Genomic DNA, 16,881 nt, shown 5'->3' with positions numbered 1-16,881 from the left:
TGATCACTAACTGGGCTGTATCAGTAAATGCATTGCCGAAAATACGATGCATCACCATCGTGAATGGAGGAGACGTGGAATTACACGAGATGGATATGAATCTGCTGGTGGTGTTCAACCGCCTGCTGGCCGAACGAAGTGTCTCAAGGACTGCAGAAAGTCTTGGCCTGACCCAGCCCTCGATCAGCAATTCACTGGCGAAGCTGCGCAGACTGTTTGACGACGATCTGTTCCTGCGCACCCCGCGTGGCATGGAACCGACCCCGTTCGCGGAAAAACTGGGGGAGTCACTCCCATATGCGATGGGGATGATTCACAGCGCGCTGAACCAGCAGATCTCGTTCGATCCGATGACCAGCACCCGAGCCTTCACGATCGGGATGACCGACATCGGCGAAATGTACTTTCTCCCGCGTTTGATGGACGAACTCGCGAAGGCAGCCCCGGGCGTGACCGTCACTACAGTGATCAACACGGCGGCGAACCTCAAGGACGAAATGGAGATGGGACATGTCGATCTGGCGATCGGTCTGCTGCCGCAGCTGAAGGCAGGCTTTTTCCAGCGCCGGTTGTTCCGTCAACGCTACGCCTGCATGTTCCGCAAGGGCCACCGGCTAGACAAGCGCAGGATCAACCTGGAGGAGTTCACCGGGGCGGAGCACGTGGTTGTGGTGGCCGCCGGAACGGGCCACGGCGAAGTGGACAGGGTACTGGAGCGCAGCGGCATCCAGCGGAAAATCCGACTGACGGTGCAGCACTACATTGCCGTTGGTCCAATCCTCAGTAGTACAGAAATGATCGCTACAGTGCCGGAACGCTTCGCGCAACGGTTCGCAGGCCCCTTCGGGCTGTCGCATGTGGCCCATCCGGCACTGCTGCCCGAAATTGCGATCAACCTGTTCTGGCACGCCAAGTTCCACCGGGAAGCCGCGAACCAGTGGCTACGGTCGCTGCTCTTTGAACTGTTTTCCTGTTAAGGCTACAGGCGGCCTCGTTAGAAGGCTGATATCAATGTGCATCAGCTGATCCACTGTCTTCACCGCCACATCCGTCCGGGCGTTCATCACAGGCTGTGATAACACGTATCAGGATTCGTCCATTTACCAATACCGCCATCTGCTTCACGATGTCTGCATCAGTCAAGGAAAATCCGGAGACACGACAGTGGAAGTATCCATCCTCCCGCTCGGGCGGAAACTCGACGTCCGTGCTGGCGACAACCTGCTGGACGTATTGCGGTCACATCAGATTCCCATCTCGTACAGCTGCATGTCCGGCCGCTGCGGCACCTGTCGATGCAAGGTTGTGGCGGGCCGCGCACGTGTGACGGGGCAGGACGAATCCGTTTCGCAGATCGCCGCCGGTCAGCCCATTCTCGCGTGCCAGACGACCCTTGTCGAAAGCTGTGTGATCGAACTTCCCGAAATGGATGAAGTCGTGGTCCATCCCGCGAAGATCATCAAGGCAACGGTCACAGGCCTGGACGACCTGACACACGATATCAAGCGCCTGCGGCTCGGGTTGTCGAAGCCGCTTGAATACTCGCCCGGTCAATACGCGACGCTGCAATTCACGCCTCACCATATTCGCCCCTACTCGATGGCGGGCACGCAGGACGGTAATGAAGCTGAGTTCCATATTCGCCTGGTTCCCGATGGTCGGGTTACGTCCTATGTCGCGTCGGATCTGAAGGTCGGCGATGCTGTGCGCATCAGCGGACCTTTGGGGACCGCCTACCTCCGGCGCACATTCGATGGTCCGGTGGTGTGCGTCGCGGGCGGAACGGGCCTCGCACCGATTCTCTCGATCCTGCGCGGGATGATGAAAGAAGGGATGTCAAATCTGGTTCACGTTTACTTCGGCGTGCGCTCGTCGCGTGACGTTTACGGCATCGAATGGCTGCATGATCTGCAGACCCGTCATGCCGCGCTGAAGGTTCACGTGGTCGTGGCGTCGGCGGGGGGTGCGCACGGTCATCGCAGCGGCATGGTGACCGATGCCATTGCCAACGACTGGTCGCACCTGACGGGCTGGCGCGCGTATGTTGCAGGTGCACCTCCGATGGTTGAAGCCGCATCGGCCCTGTTCCTGCAAAAAGGCATCCAGCCTGACCACATCTACGCCGACGCGTTCCACGCCAGCACCGTCTGATTTCGTATCTTCAACCTTTCCCGATCTGGGGCATCTCATGACAGAACGATGGATGAAAGTAATCCCGCTTGCCGCAATTCCGACGGACGATGTAATGGCCGTGCACGCGGGCGACTGTGAAATTGCCCTGTACCGCGTCGGCAAACAGGTCTATGCGACGGACATCATCTGCACCCACGGTCATGCGCGCCTGTGCGATGGCTTTCTTGACGGCCATGAAATTGAATGCCCGTTGCACCAGGGCAAGTTCGACGTGCGCACGGGAAAGGCGATCTGCGAGCCACTGACGACTGACATCCGGGCGTATCCAGTAAGGGTCGAGAATGGCGACGTATTCGTCGAGCTGTCGAGCGTTGACCCTGTGGTTGGCCGAGGGGCACGGGCGCAACGTTCCTCGGCCTTGCATTCAAGCTGATCGAGTCGGCCGAAGAATCGTGGCGGCGCATCCGCGTCCCGGAAAAGCTCACTTCGCTGCTTGATGGAATGACGTTCAAGGATGGAGAACCGGTGACCGACAGCACACCAGCTCAGCAACCGCAGGCCGCCTGATTATGCCGAGACCCCATACACCAGATTTGACTTTAAGGCAATGCTGATCAAGTCCACCACTCATGGCTGTCATGCGTTATAGCGTGGACATGCAACGGTAAAAGCAAAAACGATGAAGCAACTGACACTGGCGATGGCGGTCGATCAATGCGCGGGATTCGGAGCGCAGCGCAAGCCTACGCGACGCGAAGCGTTTCTCGATGAGATGAACAGGCTCGTGCCGTGGGCTGAACTGTGCGCGGTTGTCGAGCCGTATTACCCGAAACGCGGCAGCGGTCGCCCGCCGATCGCGCTGGAACGCATGTTGCGGATTCACTTTGTGCAGCACTGGTTCAACCTTGCCGACCTTGCGTGCGAAGAGGCGCTGTACGACAGCCTCAGCCTGCGCCGTTTTGTGGGCATTGACCTGGGCAGCGAAACCGTTCCAGACGCCACGACGCTGCTCAAATTCCGGCACCTGCTTGAAGAGCACAAGCTGGGTGAGCGAATCTTCGCCGAGGTGGGCCGCGTGTTGCAGGCGCGCGGCGCGAAGCTCAAGAGTGGCACGATTGTAGACGCTACGCTGATCGGCGCACCCTCGTCGACGAAGAACAGGGAGAAAGCACGGGACCCTGAAATGCATCAGACGCGCAACGGCCAGCAGTGGTATTTCGGCATGAAGCTTCATGTCGGCGTGGATAGCCAGAGTGGGCTTGCGCACAGCGCGGTCGTCACGGCTGCCAACGTGCACGACAAGCATCCAATGCCACAGCTTCTGCATGGGCAGGAACAGCGGGTCTATGGCGACAGCGCGTATGCGAGCCAGAAAGCGCTGATCCGGGGCAAGGCCCCGAAGGCTCGTGACTTCACGAACAAACGCACGCGGCGCAAGGACAGCGTCGATGAAGTGGCGCGCCGCAAGAACCGCAACAAGTCGAAGATTCGCGCCCGCGTCGAACATGTGTTCGCCGTGGTCAAGCGGCTGTGGGGTTTCACGAAGGTTCGTTATCGAGGTTTGGCGAAGAACGCCAATCGGGCCTTCGTTTCGCTCGCGCTGGCAAACCTTTTCCTTTCGCGAGGCCGATTTACGGCACAGGTGCGCCCGTAACGGGCGAAACACGGGCGAAAAGCCCGCGCAAAGCGCCTGCGGCGCGACAAAAGGAACCGGAATGACCATCTTCATTGGTGATTCGGAAAGTTTACGAATATGCCATCACAACCAGTTGCGTTTACACGGCTTGATCAGCATTGCCCTAACGTAGCTTTCGGGTCGGCCTATGCCTTTTGCATGACGGTACGTGCGCGAGACGATCGCCCGCACCCGGCGTGGGACTCTGTGCGGCTAATAAACGACATTCACTGGAGTACAATCATAGACACCCGAATGGATCGTTACCACGCCAGATGCTCAAGCATGCACGCATGGCACTCGCAGTAGTCTCCGCGAAGCGCCACGTTTCCACTCGGTCAGTCAATCGTAGGAAGGACGAACCGTTTATTGAACGTAAGATCGACACCCACGAGCGGTCCGCCGGTTTGCTGGAGCCGACCGCCAACCGCGAGGGAGCCAAGATCGAGACTGTAGAAACCAATCTCCTCGATAAGGTCGCTCACGATCTTTTTAGCGTCCGCGTCATCCCCAGACAGGAAGAACGCGGTCTTCGGCTTTGACGGCGAAAAATCCGAGATCCAGGACATCGGAACGGTGTTGAACACCTTGACGACCCTCGCGCCCGGCGCAAGATCGGCGACGATCTCGCTCGATGTCCGACCGGTTATGTCACCGAGCGCCAGAGGCTCGATGCTGGCCACGCGGTTAGTCGTATCCACCAGGATCTTCCCCTTCCAGTTGCCGACCGAAAACAGCGCCGCCTGCACGTTCCACCATTTGGTCGCAAGCACGACTAGGTCCTGCTCTGCAGCCTCTTTCGCCGTTCCCGCAGCAGCGCCGGCACCCAACTCCGCCACAAGGGCGGCGAGCGACTCAGGCCCACGCGAGTTGCTCAGTACAACATGGTGACCCACTGACAGGGTGTGCTTGGCGATCGTCTGGGCGACGGGACCGGCACCGATAAAGCCTATTTTCATTTCGCATTTCCTTGCTGTCATGGAGTTCATTGTTCGTGGGTGGCTGGCGCGATCCCACAACCGCGCTCAACGTACAAACCACGCCGACACATTGCTTGCAATAAGCAAGTGAACTCATCCTAGCCACATCGCTTGTAAAAGACAAGTTAACCGTTGAATTTCACTTGTAACATGCAAGTGATGCTAAGATCTGGCCATGAAAACGACGTGCAAAGAAGACATCCGGTCCCATTGCGCAGTGAACTACGGCGTGGAGATCTTCGGCGACAGGTGGTCGCTCTTGATCATTCGCGACATCGTTTTTGCCGGCAAAAAGACGTATGGCGAGTTCCTGAAGTCGGAAGAGGGAATCGCGACCAATGTTCTGGCTTCCCGCCTTGCCTTTCTTGAGGCGCAAGGGATTCTGTCGAGGGCGCCTAGCCCTGCCGACAGGCGCAAGGACTTCTACACGCTGACAGAGAAGGGGCTGGACCTCATCCCCATCCTGCTTAACATCGTCGTCTGGAGCGCGAAGCACGATTCAAAGTCGTACGTACAGCGACGCAAGGAATTTGTTGCCGACTTGAATCGAAGCCCCGTCGAGGTGAGCGGTGCGGTGAAGGCGTTGGTCCGCAACGGCGGGTGTGTCTTTCCTGAGAGCAAGGAATAGGCAAGACCGCCTATCAGTCGAACTTGACCAAGTCCTTGAAGATCAGTCGACCCCAGCTATTTCCACGCGCCTGCACAAGCAGTCCGCCGTCCGAAAGCCCGCCAAGTTTGATCGGCGCGAAACCGAGATTTTCCGCAAGCGCACCAATCTCCACTGCTGCGCCGTCATCGTCGCTCGCCAGGAATACGACTCTCCTGCCACCATGTTCGGCCGGGTCTTGGGCCAGGACCGCAGCGGCCAAATGGTTGAAGCCCTTGACCAGTCGTCCGCCAGCGAAGGCCTGCGCGACAACCCTGGAAGAAGGCTGTCCTCCCAGTTCCTCTGGGGGCACGCCGTAGGCATTGGTCACATCGACGATGATCTTCCCCTGCCAGATGGGGAGCGCCTTCGCGACATCCGGGTGCGACTCGATACGGACAGCCAGAAAGATGATGTCTGCCTTGACGGCTTCCACGAGGGTCGTGGGCATGATCGTGGGCCCGATTGCGGCGGCATCGGCTGCAAAGCTTGCCGGGTCGCGCGTGGTCGCAATTATACTTCGATGCCTTTGCGGGCAAACGCTCTGGCAAGCGCCTGGCCGATCTTGCCGAAGCCGACAATTGCGTAGCTCATATATTTTCCTTCGGTTTATCACGCCCTACGGCGCTCCGAATAATCGAATGGAGTACCGCAGGGCGTAGCGCGTCAGAGTTGCGCAAGACCGCCGTCGACGGCGACCTCGCTGGCGGTCATGAAGCTGCTGTCCGGCGACGCTAGAAAGGCGGCCACCGCTCCGATCTCCGCCGGATCGGCCATGCGCTGGAGCGGAGTCATCGAGCCGAAGGCCTTCACGCCTTCCTCGCCCAGCGCTTCCTTCGCGAGTTCGGTCGCCGTCGGCCCGGGCGACAGCACATTTACCCGGATGCCGGTGCCCTTCAGATCCTCCGCCCAGGTCCGCGCGAGGTTGCGCACTGCCGCCTTGCTCGCGCTGTAGGCGCTAAATGCCGGGGCGCCCGTGGTGCCGGCGCTCGATCCCGTCAGAATGATCGAACCACCCTGGCCCATCAGCGGTAGCGCCTTCTGGACCGTGAAGATCGTCCCCTTCACATTGGTGTCGAAGGTTTCGTCGATGTGCTCGGAGGTAATCTGGCCGAGCGGAAGCGCGCTTCCCCTCCCGGCATTGGCGAAAACGATGTCGAGGGTTCCACGCTCTGCCTTCACCGCCGCGTAAAGCCGGTCGAGGTCGGCCGGATCGGAAACCGAACCCTTCACCACGCGGGCATTCGGCCCGAGGTCGGCCACAGCGGCGTCGAGCGCATCCTGCCGGCGGCCGAAGATGAAGACAAACGCGCCCTCCTCGATGAAGCGCTTTGCGGCGGCACGGCCGATGCCGGTAGCGCCGCCGGTAATCACGGCGGTCTTTCCATTCAGTCTGGTCATGTTGTGCATCCTTTGTGGGAGTTGCACAACTATCCGACCTTGTTTACCTTTAGACAAGTATGCACTTTTTGGTAAGTACCAAAATATGACGACACCCTCTGAAATCTGCGATACCGGCTGCGGGCTCAACGCCACGCTCCGCATCATCTCGGGCAAATGGAAACCGCTGATCCTGTTTTTCCTGCGCAACGGCCCGAAGCGCTACGGCGAGCTTAAGCGCTTGATCCCGGACGTCAGCGACAAGGTGCTGATCCAGCAATTGAAGGATCTGGAAGCCGATCGCGTGCTAACGCGGACCGACTACAAAGAGGTGCCGCCGCGTGTGGACTACGCGCTGACCTCACTCGGTCGCAGCCTGGCCGACGCGATCGTCCCGCTGTGCACCTGGGGAACCGAACACGCGGCGGAAATGGCAAGCATCTTTGCAGAGCGCGACGCTTTGCCCCACGAAGTTCCGAAGCCGGACCAACCATCGCCGTGATTGCAAAACGACTGTCCTCTTCGGGTCGGCGTTGACAAATAAGCATCAACGCCCAGAGCAAGCTTGATGCAGATGATTACTTCCAAGCCAAGGTAAATCAGCGCACATCACCTCGGTCCACTGCGGACGTTGGAGCACAGTATAAATTCCTCCGAAACGGACAGTCGCACGATCGGCGAACGGGAACTAGGGCGAGCGAGGATATTGAGGAATTGCGTGGCTAAGGCAAACCCATGGTTGTGCATTACATATCCAGATATCCAGCATTGGCTGAAACTCCGACGGATTGTCCAGAGTAAGGAAACGGATGGACATAACTTCTGGAGCGGTCTCACCGCGCGTGAACAGAGGACAGCCGCAATTGGAACAAAAGCTGCGAGTCGCGAGCCTGCCACTGCTGGCACGAACCGAGTACGGTCTTCGGCGTGCCGATGACCGTCACGTCCGACACACGCACAATGAAGCCGGAAGCAAAAGGAGCACCACTTGAGCGCTGGCAGTCCGAGTAGTGACAGCTCAGTGTCGCAACTGGCGCGCCGAGCATACATCGCGGATCGATCCGCATGCACACCCGCCAGTAAATGGGGCAATCACGTCGCTATTTCGGCCTGCCGTCTAACTCGTTCTCACTGGCACGGCAGCGTGTTTTCGCTTACCTTACTGGGGGTGTCCGGAATTTTGTGTAAACGGGTTGAGGTTTAACCCGGCACCAGCCGCTCTTCGAACTGGATCGTGAAGCGGTTCAGTGCGGCCTTCCAGTCGCGGATCGGCATCGTCCACTTCTTGCTGATGTTGTTCAGGGCCAGGTAAAACAGCTTGGTGACGGCCTCATCGGTCGGGAACGAGCTGCGGGTCTTGATCACCTTGCGCAGGCTCATGTTGATCGATTCTATGGCATTCGTGGTGTAGATCACCTTCCTGATCTCCGGTGGGTAATCGAAGAACGGAATCACACGTGCCCAGTTGCGTCGCCAGCTCTGTCCGATGGACGGATAGTCCTTGTCCCACCTGGCCTCGAAGGTGCCCAGCATCTGTTCGGCCATCTCGACGGTCGATGAAGTGTAAATCGTCTTCAGGTCGGCGGCGACTTCCTGCTGCATTTTCCACGGCACGAAGTTCAGGCTGTTGCGCACCATATGCACGATGCACAGTTGCACGGCCGCTTTTGGGTAGACCGCTTCAATGGCTTCAGGAAAGCCTTTAAGCCCGTCGACGCAGGCGATAAAGATGTCCTGCACGCCGCGCGTCTTCAGCTCAGTGACCACCTGCAGCCAGAACTTGGCCCCCTCGGTCTGGGCGATCCACAGTCCCAGGACTTCCTTGTGGCCGGCCATGTTCACGCCGATGGCCAGGTACACCGCCTTGGTCCGCACCGCGCCGCTGTCGCGCACTTTGACGTGAATGCAGTCGAGATAGACAATCGGATAAAGCGCGTCGAGCGCACGGGCCTGCCAGACCTTCACCTCATCACTGACGGCGTCGGTGACCGCCGAGATCAGCGTCGGCGAGACCTCCGTGCCGTACATTTCTTCCAGGTGCCCCTGGATCTCGCGCACGCTCAGGCCACGCGCATACAGCGAAATGATCTTGTCGTCGAAGCCCGTCCAGCGCGTCTGATGGCGCTCCACCAGCTTCGGCTCGAACGCCCCCTGACGGTCGCGCGGGATATTGAGCGGCAACTCGCCAAACTCCCCCTGCAGCGTCTTGGCGCTATGGCCATTACGGGTGTTGCCCGTGGCATTGGTCACCGTTTCGCTTTTGCCATGGCCCAGGTGTTCGGACATCTCCGTCTCTAACGCACGCTCCACCAGCATCTTGGTAAGCTGCTTGAGCAGGCCGTTCTCGCCTATCAGGTCTTCCGGCTTCTGGTAATTCGCCAGCAGGCTGTCTGCCAGCTTGACGAGTTCAGCATCGGGTTTCTCTCTTTTATTGCGTTTCGCTACGGTCATCTATGCTCCTGTTGCTGGCAGTCTCCTGCCAAATGACCGTTTACACAAAACTTTTTACACCCTCACCTTACTTGGTCCTTACTCTCTTCAGCCAGCAGGTGCAAGCGAAGCCGCCGATACTTTGCGTACTTTATTTGCAGGAACGGTGATATCCTCGACAGATATGTCTTAAAAAGTACGCTAAGGGCTGATGCTTGGCTAATACAACCATACAACGTTTTCTGGAGAAGGCACCCCGTGGTCAACCTCTGGACCCGGAAATGCTACGGGCGCTCGGGATTGGGGCATCACAAACCAGTTACCTGGTTCGTGCCGGCTGGCTCAAACGCCTCTCGAAGGGGGCCTATCTACTCGTCGGGGACCAATTATCGACGGACGGCGTTATTGCTTATCTGAGCCGACGCGTGCCCGGCCTACATGTCGGGGGAAAAGCCGCGCTTGATTGGCAGGGGATAAGACACAACATAGCGTTCCGCCCCAGAATCGCTCTATGGGCTTTCCGGTCGTATAGGTTTCCGGACTGGGTACGCGAACACATGCCCTTCAGCTTTCAAACCACTCAACTGTTTCGGGACGATGCACCAATAATGGATTGGCTGCGACCATTGCCAAACAAGAATAAGGAAATTCTCGTTTCAATCCCGGAACTCGCGCTTCTGGAACCCGCGAGCGACATAGGCAAGGAAGGATGGAAAGGACAGACGCTGGAAGAGGCAATGCATATCGCTGACCTAATGCGAAATCTTCGCGTTGATGTTTTAACCTCCATTCTCGGGTACTGCGTCCGGGTAAAGGTTCTCAAACTTGTGCGAGATCTGGGACAAAGCAGTGGACACTCATGGTGCAACGATCTTCAGGCATACGTCGAAAAACGTAGTCCTGGAAAGCGTTGGTCAAGGAGCGGAAAGAATGTCCGCTGTCTTACATTGAAGCCGTAGGGTCGGCGGCTTGTTCGATCGGCCACACCGACGCGACGACGTCGCGGCGCACTCATCGTCCTCTTCTCCCAATTTAGAGAGCGTCAAGCAGCATGGCCGGCCATGCTAATTGTCGCCGCCCACAATTGGAGCTTGCTGTTGATTCGACAGCACCTGCACTAGGCGAGGTGAGTGTATTCGGGAGATGTTGACCTGCTCACCGTCTTACTCCTGGAAATCCTCACCATCCCGAATTCCTTCACCTTCGTTGACACCTATTCGCAGGCTTCGGTGAAATGGCGCGTGCCGGAAATTCTCACCAGCGGTGAGATATGAATATGACTGCCACCGCTTCATCCCGCGTCGCTGGCGCCCGAAAGGCCTCACCTATTGCATCGACAAGCAGCCGCAAGGTTTGCTTGCCTCCTGGAAGTCATCACCATCCTGGAACCGCTCACCTATCCTCAAAAAGTTTTGAATCGGTGAATTAATTCCGATTCGATCGCTCACCGTAGCCAATCTTCGAATTTGAGACCGCATTGGATTGCGGTTCTGCAGAGCCTACGAAGTACAGTTGACCTGTGCAGACTTCTCGCATGGCTCGCCTCGGGAGCTGCGCGCAATAAGGAAAGTCGCAAGTTCTACTTAGAATAACGAATTAAATACACTGCCACAGAAGGAAAATTTCGCGGAGTTAAGTGCGTTTGGAATGCACGCACCCAATTGCTGGCGTCCACGCCCGATAAGGCTGAGCGACTCGTTTTCCATATTGTGAGATGTGAGGTCGCGATTTTATTGTCCGTTTCCGGCGATGTTCTAAAAGTCGCAACTTTTTTGTACGGTGATAGCTCCGTCAGAACTTTACCTTCAGCTGAAAACCAATCGTAAAGGGCAGATTGTCCGATGGGATCGGCGGAATGACGATGAAGTTCGCGCCGACGCGCTTGTATTCGAGCATCACGATCGGAGCGACCACCGGGCCGATCGTGTGATTGCTGCCAAGCCCCCAGTTGCCATAGTTATAGCCGGAGATGATCCCGCCGATCGCCGCGATCCGCACGATTCCCCAATGCGCGAACTCCGGCGCCCACACGCCGCCGCCGTAGTAGGACGGCCGACGCAGCGAGTTGCGAAAGCCGCCGGCCGTCAGCGCCCACTGGTTGTTCAGCCAGCATTCGACGCCAAGCCCGGGATTGAACTGCTCGAAGTGCGTATCGGGATCGGGGTTGATGTGATACGAGCCGAGCATCGCGTCGACCCATACACCGCCGTCACACCAGTTGCCCGCATGCGCCGCGGAGAGCGCCGCGAAGCTGGCGAAAAGCGCCACCGCGGCGCGCCGGATATTCTTGTTCATCTGCCTGAAGTGCATTTCTTCTCCGTCACCGGTCGAGCGCCAGTGTCATGGTGTTCTGGCGATCCGCGTGCCGCCCGTCGCGCACTGTACCTGAAGCCGTGCGGTCGATGTTGGGGACTCGCTCGGCCGGCCGGGCACGCGACGTGCCCCCGCAGCCGGAACCGCCACCATAACGGAGAACCGATGGCGCCGTGATGAACAAGCGGTGAAGAAGTTCGCGGCGCGCATCGGGTGCGCCGCCGGCGATGAATGTGTTGGGAACGTCTACAGACCGAGATCGGACAGGCTGGGGTGATCGTCGGGCCGCCGGCCGAGCGGCCAGCGATACAAGCGGTCGGCTTCGCGGATCGGCAGGTCATTGATGCTTGCGTGACGATGCGCCATCAGACCATGCTCGTTGAACTCCCAGTTCTCGTTGCCATACGAGCGGAACCAGTTGTTCGAATCGTCGTGCCATTCGTACGCGAAGCGCACCGCGATGCGGTTGTCGGTGAACGCCCACAGTTCCTTGATCAACCGATAGTCGAGCTCCTTCGCCCACTTGCGGCGCAGAAAGCCGACGATCTCCGCGCGGCCATGCACGAATTCGGCGCGGTTGCGCCACACGCTATCCGTCGTGTACGCGAGCGATACGCGCTCGGGTTCGCGGGTGTTCCACGCATCTTCCGCGGCGCGCACTTTCTGGATCGCGGTATCGCGAGTGAATGGCGGCAGCGGCGGGCGGGCTTCGATCGTATCGGTCATGATGGTTCCTCAGTCAGGTGGTGGTGCGCCGCGATGGCGGCCGTTTGGTTGCGGCGGGTTTCGCTGCCGCATCGAGCAAGGTCTTGCCAACCGCCTGCGCGTCGAGCGCCGCATCGGCTTCGCCGCTCACGAGCGCCACCGCGATCGCGCCGTCGAGCAGCACGAGCCATTGCCGCGCGAGCGGCGCCGCGCGACGCGCATCGATTTCGGCTTCCACGACGAACGCGACGCATTCGGCACGCACGAAACCGAGCAGCCGTGCCTTGTGTTTGCGCGCGACGACGCGGATCGGATCGTCGGCGGATTCGATTTCGCCGGCCGCGTTCAGAAACGCGCAGCCATGAAAATCCGCCGATGCGAACCACTCGCGCAGCACGTCGAACATGCCGAGCAGGCGTCTGCGCGCGCCCTTGCCGCGCCGTTGCGTGCCGGCGATAAACCAGTTCATCCAGCGCTCGTCGCGCCGTTCGAGCGCGGCCGCGATTAGCGCATCTTTCGACTCGAAATGCGTGTAAAAGCTTTTGCGCGCGGTGCCGGACTGCCGCACGATCGCATCGACGCCGGTTGCATGGATGCCGCCGGCGTAGATGAGCGCCTCGGCGGCATCGAGCAGCCGCTCGCGCGCCGTGCCGGACTGGGCCGCGTCGTTTGGATCGGTCGGAATCGTTTCGTGTGTCATGGACGAAAAGGTAGAACGATCATTCTCCATCGTCAAGTTTTTCTTCGAGCTTCGGCGCTGTGGGTGCGCTTGCTGCTATCGTGATGGAGATCGCTTGATCACCGCTCAACCGGAATCGCTTCGATGAAACCATCCTCCGTTCGCACCGCGTGGGTGCGCGCGCTGCTCGGTGCAACGCTGCTGGGCGCGGTGGCCTGCACGCCGATCCAGGTGCTCACGCATTCGGTCAGTCAGAACGAGGCGCGCGTGCCGCCCGGACGCTACGACATTGATCAGGACCATACGAGCATCACGTTCGATATCGATCACTTCAAATACACGCGCTTTACGATGCGTTTCGATCGCAAGCAGGGGGAGCTCGACTGGAACGACGGCGGCCTCGAGCGCAGCACGGCGTCGGTCGCGATCGACGCCGCGAGCATCGACACGAACGTGCCGCTGCTCGACAAGATGGTGAAAAGCGACAGCATGCTCGACGTCGCGCGCTATCCGCAGATCCGCTTCGCGAGCACGCGTTTCGAGCGCACCGGCGAAGCGCGCGGCACGCTGAGCGGCGATCTCACGATCCGCGGCGTCACGCAGCCGGTCACGCTCGACGTCACGTTCAACGGCTTCGCGCCCGATCCGCTGACGAAAAAGGACACGCTCGGCTTTTCCGCGGACGGTCATTTCAGCCGCGCGAAGTTCGGTCTGTCTACCTGGTATCCGGCCGTCGGCGACGATATTCACGTGCGCATCCAGGCCGAGTTCGTGAAAACGCCCGCAGGCGCGTAAGCGCGCTGCGGGCGTCAGCGTTCAGACGGTGAAGCACCGACTCAGGCAGAGGTCCAGTCGAGAATCACCTTGCCGCTTTCGCCGGAGAGCATCGTCGCGAAGGCTTCCTGATAGTCGTCGACCTTGAAATGGTGGGTGAGGATCGGCGACAGATCGAGGCCGCTTTGCAGCATCGCGACCATCTTGTACCAGGTCTCGAACATCTCGCGCCCATAAATGCCCTTGATTTCAAGGCCTTTGAAGATCACCTGGGTCCAGTCGATCGCGGTTTGCGCGGGTGGAATGCCGAGCAGCGCGATCTTGCCGCCGTGGTTCATCGCTTCGAGCATGCCCGTAAAAGCACTCGGCACGCCCGACATTTCGAGTCCGACGTCGAAGCCCTCGGTCATGTGCAGATCGTGCATCACGTCGCGCAACGATTCGCGCGACACGTTCACCGCGCGCGTCGCGCCCATCTTGCGCGCGAGTTCGAGGCGATAGTCGTTGACGTCGGTGATCACGACGTTGCGCGCGCCGACGTGCCTGGCGATCGCGACCGCCATGATGCCGATCGGCCCAGCGCCGGTAATCAGCACGTCTTCGCCGACGAGGTTGAACGACAGCGCCGTATGCGTCGCGTTGCCGAACGGATCGAAGATCGCGGCGAGATCGTCGGAGATTTCAGGCGGGATCTTGAACGCGTTGAAGGCCGGAATCACCAGGTATTCGGCGAACGCGCCCTCGCGATTCACGCCGACGCCGATCGTGTTGCGGCACAGATGCCGGCGGCCCGCGCGACAGTTGCGGCAGAAGCCGCAGGTGATGTGTCCTTCGCCCGACACCCGATCGCCGATCGCAAAGCCGCGCACTTCCTGCCCCATCTCGACGATTTCGCCGACGTATTCATGGCCGACGTGCATCGGCACCGGAATCGTCTTCTGCGCCCAGTCGTCCCACTTCCAGATATGAATGTCGGTGCCGCAAATCGCGGTGCGCTTGATGCGGATCATCACGTCGTTATGACCGACTTCGGGCTTCTTCACGTCGGTCAGCGTGAGGCCCGGTCCGCGTTCGAGTTTTGCCAATGCTTTCATCTGCTTCTCCATTCGAATCACGCGGCGATCACGTGGTGATGACGCCGAGCTCGCGACCGACGCGCGCGAACGCCTCGACGGCACGGTCGATCTGCTCCGGCGTGTGCGCGGCGCTCATCTGCGTGCGGATGCGCGCGCGGCCACGCGGCACCACCGGGAACGAAAAACCGATCACGTAGACGCCTTGCTTCAGCAGCGCATCGGCCATCTTTCCCGCGAGTTGCGCGTCGCCGAGCATCACCGGAATGATCGGATGTTCGCCCGGCACGAGCGTGAAGCCGAGCGCGCTCATCGCGCGGCGGAAATGCGCGCCGTTTTCGCGCACGCGTGCGCGCAGCAGCGCCCCTTCATCGCTGGCGAGCAATTCGAGTACCTTCAGCGACGCCGCCGCGATGCTCGGCGTGAGCGTGTTCGAGAACAGATACGGGCGGGAGCGCTGCCGCAACAGCTCGACGACTTCCTTGCGCGCCGCGACGTAGCCGCCCGATGCGCCGCCGAGCGCCTTGCCGAGCGTGCCGGTAATGATGTCGACGCGCGCCATCACTGCGCAATGCTCGGGCGTGCCGCGACCGTGTTCACCGATGAAGCCGACCGCGTGCGAGTCGTCGACCATCACCAATGCGCCGTACCTGTCGGCCAGATCGCAGATGCCGGCGAGGTTCGCGATGATGCCGTCCATCGAGAACACGCCGTCGGTCGCGATCAGTTTGAAGCGCGCGCCCGCCGCATCGGCTTCCTGCAGGCGCGCTTCGAGTTCGCCGAGGTCGTTGTTCCTGTAGCGAAAGCGCTTCGCCTTGGACAGCCGCACACCGTCGATGATGCTCGCGTGATTCAGCTCGTCGCTGATGATCGCGTCGTTTTCGTCGAGCAGCGTTTCGAACAGGCCGCCGTTCGCATCGAAGCAGCTCGAGTAGAGAATGCAGTCGTCGGTTTGCAGGAACGCGGCGAGCGCCGCTTCGAGTTGCTTGTGCACGGTTTGCGTGCCGCAGATGAAGCGCACCGACGCCATCCCGAAGCCGTCGCTGTCGAGGCCTTGCTTGGCGGCTTCGATCAGCCGCGTGTCGTCGGCGAGACCGAGATAGTTGTTTGCGCAGAAGTTCAGCACGTCGCTGCCGTCGGCAAGACGCACGCCGGCCGACTGCGGACTCGCGATCACGCGCTCGCTCTTGTAGAAGCCGTCGGCGCGGATCTGGTCGAGGGTGCCGCGCAAATGGGCAAGATATTGGTCACGCATGAACGGGACTCCTGAGAGTGATGGCGCCCGCATTCGCATGCGCGCGGGAAGGGCGGCCTGTTATAGTCGGTTGTCAGCTTTATCGGATATTTTCGTTTTTCCGAACTAAAATCCGGTATATCGAACAACTCTAAACGATGGGTCTGGAAATGGCAAGTTCGGGTACACGCCGCACCGCGTCCAATGCGGCGCCCACCTCCGCCAGCGCGGCATTACCGCCGAGTGCTGCGATTGCGGCGCCGCCGCGCGTCGGCGAACAGATTCAACGGCTGCGCGCCGAGCGGCGCATGACGCTCGATGATCTGTCGCGCGCGGCCGGCGTGTCGAAATCGATGCTCTCGGAAATCGAGCGCGACAAGGCCAATCCGACGATCGCGGTTGCATGGCGGCTGACCAATGCGCTCGGCGTAAGTCTCGATTCGCTGTTTGCGCCGCCGAAGTCGCCTGAGGCAATCGCCGTTTCCGGACCGCGCGATATTCCTACGCTAAGCGGTCACGAAGCGAAATACCAGTTGCGTGTGTGGGGACCGATCGAGCTGGCCGGCAAGTTCGAGTGGTACGAGTTGACGCTGCAGCCAGGCGGGGCTCTCGTGTCGAACGCGCACGAGCCAGGCACGCGCGAGCATCTGACCGTGCTGCACGGCTCGATCGAGATCGAGGCGGCCGGCGCGACGAAGCGGCTCAAGGTCGCGGACACCGCGCGCTACGTCGCGGATGTTCCGCACGCGATCCGCAACGTCGGCAAGAGCGAGGCGAAAGCGCTGCTGGTCGTGATTCACGGTTAGGCCGTTCGGCCAGGTTGCGCCCGGTACTGTATGTTTGTACAGTATCGGGTGTC

At 60.0% G+C, this 16,881-nt stretch carries 18 protein-coding genes and 3 pseudogenes; 11 read left to right on the top strand and 10 right to left on the bottom strand.

What is annotated here, in order from left to right:
- Window positions 1–74: 74 nt before the first annotated feature.
- The 5 genes and pseudogenes from OKW40_RS30925 (at window position 75) to OKW40_RS30905 (ending at window position 3,787) form a co-directional block, all read left to right on the top strand.
- Window positions 75–977 (top strand): LysR family transcriptional regulator, encoded by a 903-nt coding sequence (locus OKW40_RS30925; protein ID WP_429352743.1) that lies wholly within the window; start codon window positions 75–77, stop codon window positions 975–977.
- Window positions 978–1,164: 187 nt separating this feature from the next.
- Window positions 1,165–2,151, top strand: a complete 987-nt coding sequence (locus tag OKW40_RS30920) for a 2Fe-2S iron-sulfur cluster-binding protein (protein WP_429493188.1) — start codon at window positions 1,165–1,167, stop codon at window positions 2,149–2,151.
- Between the two features lie 37 nt (window positions 2,152–2,188).
- A complete protein-coding gene (locus OKW40_RS30915; protein WP_429493187.1) occupies window positions 2,189–2,566 on the top strand; it encodes a non-heme iron oxygenase ferredoxin subunit in 378 nt (125 codons plus the stop codon).
- Window positions 2,536–2,700, top strand: a pseudogene (locus OKW40_RS30910) (IS256 family transposase); the annotation flags it as partial. The gene OKW40_RS30915 and the pseudogene OKW40_RS30910, both read left to right, overlap by 31 nt.
- Before the next feature lie 112 nt (window positions 2,701–2,812).
- Window positions 2,813–3,787 (top strand): IS5 family transposase, encoded by a 975-nt coding sequence (locus tag OKW40_RS30905; RefSeq protein ID WP_429493186.1) that lies wholly within the window; start codon window positions 2,813–2,815, stop codon window positions 3,785–3,787.
- Window positions 3,788–4,146: 359 nt separating this feature from the next.
- Here OKW40_RS30905 and OKW40_RS30900 read toward each other — a convergent pair whose 3' ends face one another.
- Window positions 4,147–4,767, bottom strand: a complete 621-nt coding sequence (locus OKW40_RS30900) for an NADPH-dependent F420 reductase (protein ID WP_429352747.1) — start codon at window positions 4,765–4,767, stop codon at window positions 4,147–4,149.
- 196 nt (window positions 4,768–4,963) lie between these two features.
- On the opposite strand from OKW40_RS30900, the gene OKW40_RS30895 reads away from it, so the two are divergent.
- Window positions 4,964–5,416 (top strand): winged helix-turn-helix transcriptional regulator, encoded by a 453-nt coding sequence (locus tag OKW40_RS30895; RefSeq protein WP_429352748.1) that lies wholly within the window; start codon window positions 4,964–4,966, stop codon window positions 5,414–5,416.
- A gap of 13 nt (window positions 5,417–5,429) precedes the next feature.
- Here OKW40_RS30895 and OKW40_RS30890 read toward each other — a convergent pair.
- Window positions 5,430–6,028: pseudogene (locus tag OKW40_RS30890) on the bottom strand (NADPH-dependent F420 reductase).
- Window positions 6,029–6,100: 72 nt separating this feature from the next.
- Window positions 6,101–6,835 (bottom strand): SDR family NAD(P)-dependent oxidoreductase, encoded by a 735-nt coding sequence (locus OKW40_RS30885; protein ID WP_429493185.1) that lies wholly within the window; start codon window positions 6,833–6,835, stop codon window positions 6,101–6,103.
- An 85-nt stretch (window positions 6,836–6,920) separates the two neighbouring features.
- On the opposite strand from OKW40_RS30885, the gene OKW40_RS30880 reads away from it, so the two are divergent.
- Window positions 6,921–7,316, top strand: a complete 396-nt coding sequence (locus OKW40_RS30880; protein ID WP_429354171.1) for a winged helix-turn-helix transcriptional regulator — start codon at window positions 6,921–6,923, stop codon at window positions 7,314–7,316.
- A gap of 186 nt (window positions 7,317–7,502) precedes the next feature.
- On the opposite strand, the pseudogene OKW40_RS30875 reads toward OKW40_RS30880, so the two are convergent.
- Window positions 7,503–7,718: pseudogene (locus tag OKW40_RS30875) on the bottom strand (GFA family protein); the annotation flags it as partial.
- 296 nt (window positions 7,719–8,014) lie between these two features.
- Complete coding sequence (locus tag OKW40_RS30870; RefSeq protein WP_429491694.1) at window positions 8,015–9,265, bottom strand: IS256 family transposase; 1,251 nt, start codon at window positions 9,263–9,265, stop codon at window positions 8,015–8,017.
- A 194-nt stretch (window positions 9,266–9,459) separates the two neighbouring features.
- Here OKW40_RS30870 and OKW40_RS30865 point away from each other — a divergent pair, with 194 nt between their 5' ends.
- Both OKW40_RS30865 and OKW40_RS30860 read left to right on the top strand, forming a co-directional pair.
- Window positions 9,460–10,203, top strand: a complete 744-nt coding sequence (locus OKW40_RS30865; RefSeq protein ID WP_429493184.1) for a type IV toxin-antitoxin system AbiEi family antitoxin domain-containing protein — start codon at window positions 9,460–9,462, stop codon at window positions 10,201–10,203.
- A gap of 171 nt (window positions 10,204–10,374) precedes the next feature.
- Window positions 10,375–10,518 (top strand): hypothetical protein, encoded by a 144-nt coding sequence (locus OKW40_RS30860; RefSeq protein WP_429352751.1) that lies wholly within the window; start codon window positions 10,375–10,377, stop codon window positions 10,516–10,518.
- A gap of 517 nt (window positions 10,519–11,035) precedes the next feature.
- Here OKW40_RS30860 and OKW40_RS30855 read toward each other — a convergent pair.
- The 3 genes from OKW40_RS30855 to OKW40_RS30845 all read right to left on the bottom strand — a co-directional run bounded on the left by OKW40_RS30855 (window position 11,036) and on the right by OKW40_RS30845 (window position 12,962).
- Window positions 11,036–11,554, bottom strand: a complete 519-nt coding sequence (locus tag OKW40_RS30855) for a hypothetical protein (protein ID WP_090808157.1) — start codon at window positions 11,552–11,554, stop codon at window positions 11,036–11,038.
- Between the two features lie 249 nt (window positions 11,555–11,803).
- The gene (locus OKW40_RS30850) at window positions 11,804–12,283 is read right to left on the bottom strand and encodes a DUF1348 family protein (RefSeq protein WP_184057675.1); all 480 of its coding nucleotides are present in this window, start codon (window positions 12,281–12,283) and stop codon (window positions 11,804–11,806) included.
- A gap of 13 nt (window positions 12,284–12,296) precedes the next feature.
- Window positions 12,297–12,962, bottom strand: coding sequence for a TetR/AcrR family transcriptional regulator (locus OKW40_RS30845; protein WP_429352752.1), 666 nt, complete (start codon window positions 12,960–12,962; stop codon window positions 12,297–12,299).
- 123 nt (window positions 12,963–13,085) lie between these two features.
- Here OKW40_RS30845 and OKW40_RS30840 point away from each other — a divergent pair, with 123 nt between their 5' ends.
- The gene (locus OKW40_RS30840; RefSeq protein WP_429493183.1) at window positions 13,086–13,736 is read left to right on the top strand and encodes a YceI family protein; all 651 of its coding nucleotides are present in this window, start codon (window positions 13,086–13,088) and stop codon (window positions 13,734–13,736) included.
- A gap of 41 nt (window positions 13,737–13,777) precedes the next feature.
- Here OKW40_RS30840 and tdh read toward each other — a convergent pair whose 3' ends face one another.
- Both tdh and OKW40_RS30830 read right to left on the bottom strand, forming a co-directional pair.
- A complete protein-coding gene (tdh, locus tag OKW40_RS30835) occupies window positions 13,778–14,809 on the bottom strand; it encodes an L-threonine 3-dehydrogenase (RefSeq protein WP_429333135.1) in 1,032 nt (343 codons plus the stop codon).
- Window positions 14,810–14,837: 28 nt separating this feature from the next.
- Complete coding sequence (locus OKW40_RS30830) at window positions 14,838–16,043, bottom strand: glycine C-acetyltransferase (protein WP_429493182.1); 1,206 nt, start codon at window positions 16,041–16,043, stop codon at window positions 14,838–14,840.
- Between the two features lie 137 nt (window positions 16,044–16,180).
- On the opposite strand from OKW40_RS30830, the gene OKW40_RS30825 reads away from it, so the two are divergent.
- A complete protein-coding gene (locus OKW40_RS30825) occupies window positions 16,181–16,828 on the top strand; it encodes a helix-turn-helix domain-containing protein (protein ID WP_184057682.1) in 648 nt (215 codons plus the stop codon).
- Window positions 16,829–16,881: the final 53 nt, after the last annotated feature.

It is taken from the genome of Paraburkholderia sp. RAU6.4a, from assembly GCF_050435625.1.
Classification (GTDB): domain Bacteria; phylum Pseudomonadota; class Gammaproteobacteria; order Burkholderiales; family Burkholderiaceae; genus Paraburkholderia; species Paraburkholderia tuberum.
The sequence above is the reverse complement of the archived record's forward strand: the minus strand, read 5'-3'. Positions and strand labels throughout refer to the sequence as shown.

Coding starts and splice junctions, on each gene's coding strand:
- OKW40_RS30895 (WP_429352748.1), top strand. CDS start 4,964: ATGAAAACGACGTGCAAAGAAGACATCCGGTCCCATTGCGCAGTGAAC.
- OKW40_RS30855 (WP_090808157.1), bottom strand. CDS start 11,554: ATGCACTTCAGGCAGATGAACAAGAATATCCGGCGCGCCGCGGTGGCG.
- OKW40_RS30830 (WP_429493182.1), bottom strand. CDS start 16,043: ATGCGTGACCAATATCTTGCCCATTTGCGCGGCACCCTCGACCAGATC.
- OKW40_RS30825 (WP_184057682.1), top strand. CDS start 16,181: ATGGGTCTGGAAATGGCAAGTTCGGGTACACGCCGCACCGCGTCCAAT.
- OKW40_RS30885 (WP_429493185.1), bottom strand. CDS start 6,835: ATGACCAGACTGAATGGAAAGACCGCCGTGATTACCGGCGGCGCTACC.
- OKW40_RS30915 (WP_429493187.1), top strand. CDS start 2,189: ATGACAGAACGATGGATGAAAGTAATCCCGCTTGCCGCAATTCCGACG.
- OKW40_RS30850 (WP_184057675.1), bottom strand. CDS start 12,283: ATGACCGATACGATCGAAGCCCGCCCGCCGCTGCCGCCATTCACTCGC.
- OKW40_RS30905 (WP_429493186.1), top strand. CDS start 2,813: ATGAAGCAACTGACACTGGCGATGGCGGTCGATCAATGCGCGGGATTC.
- tdh (WP_429333135.1), bottom strand. CDS start 14,809: ATGAAAGCATTGGCAAAACTCGAACGCGGACCGGGCCTCACGCTGACC.
- OKW40_RS30900 (WP_429352747.1), bottom strand. CDS start 4,767: ATGAAAATAGGCTTTATCGGTGCCGGTCCCGTCGCCCAGACGATCGCC.
- OKW40_RS30845 (WP_429352752.1), bottom strand. CDS start 12,962: ATGACACACGAAACGATTCCGACCGATCCAAACGACGCGGCCCAGTCC.
- OKW40_RS30880 (WP_429354171.1), top strand. CDS start 6,921: ATGACGACACCCTCTGAAATCTGCGATACCGGCTGCGGGCTCAACGCC.
- OKW40_RS30840 (WP_429493183.1), top strand. CDS start 13,086: ATGAAACCATCCTCCGTTCGCACCGCGTGGGTGCGCGCGCTGCTCGGT.
- OKW40_RS30870 (WP_429491694.1), bottom strand. CDS start 9,265: ATGACCGTAGCGAAACGCAATAAAAGAGAGAAACCCGATGCTGAACTC.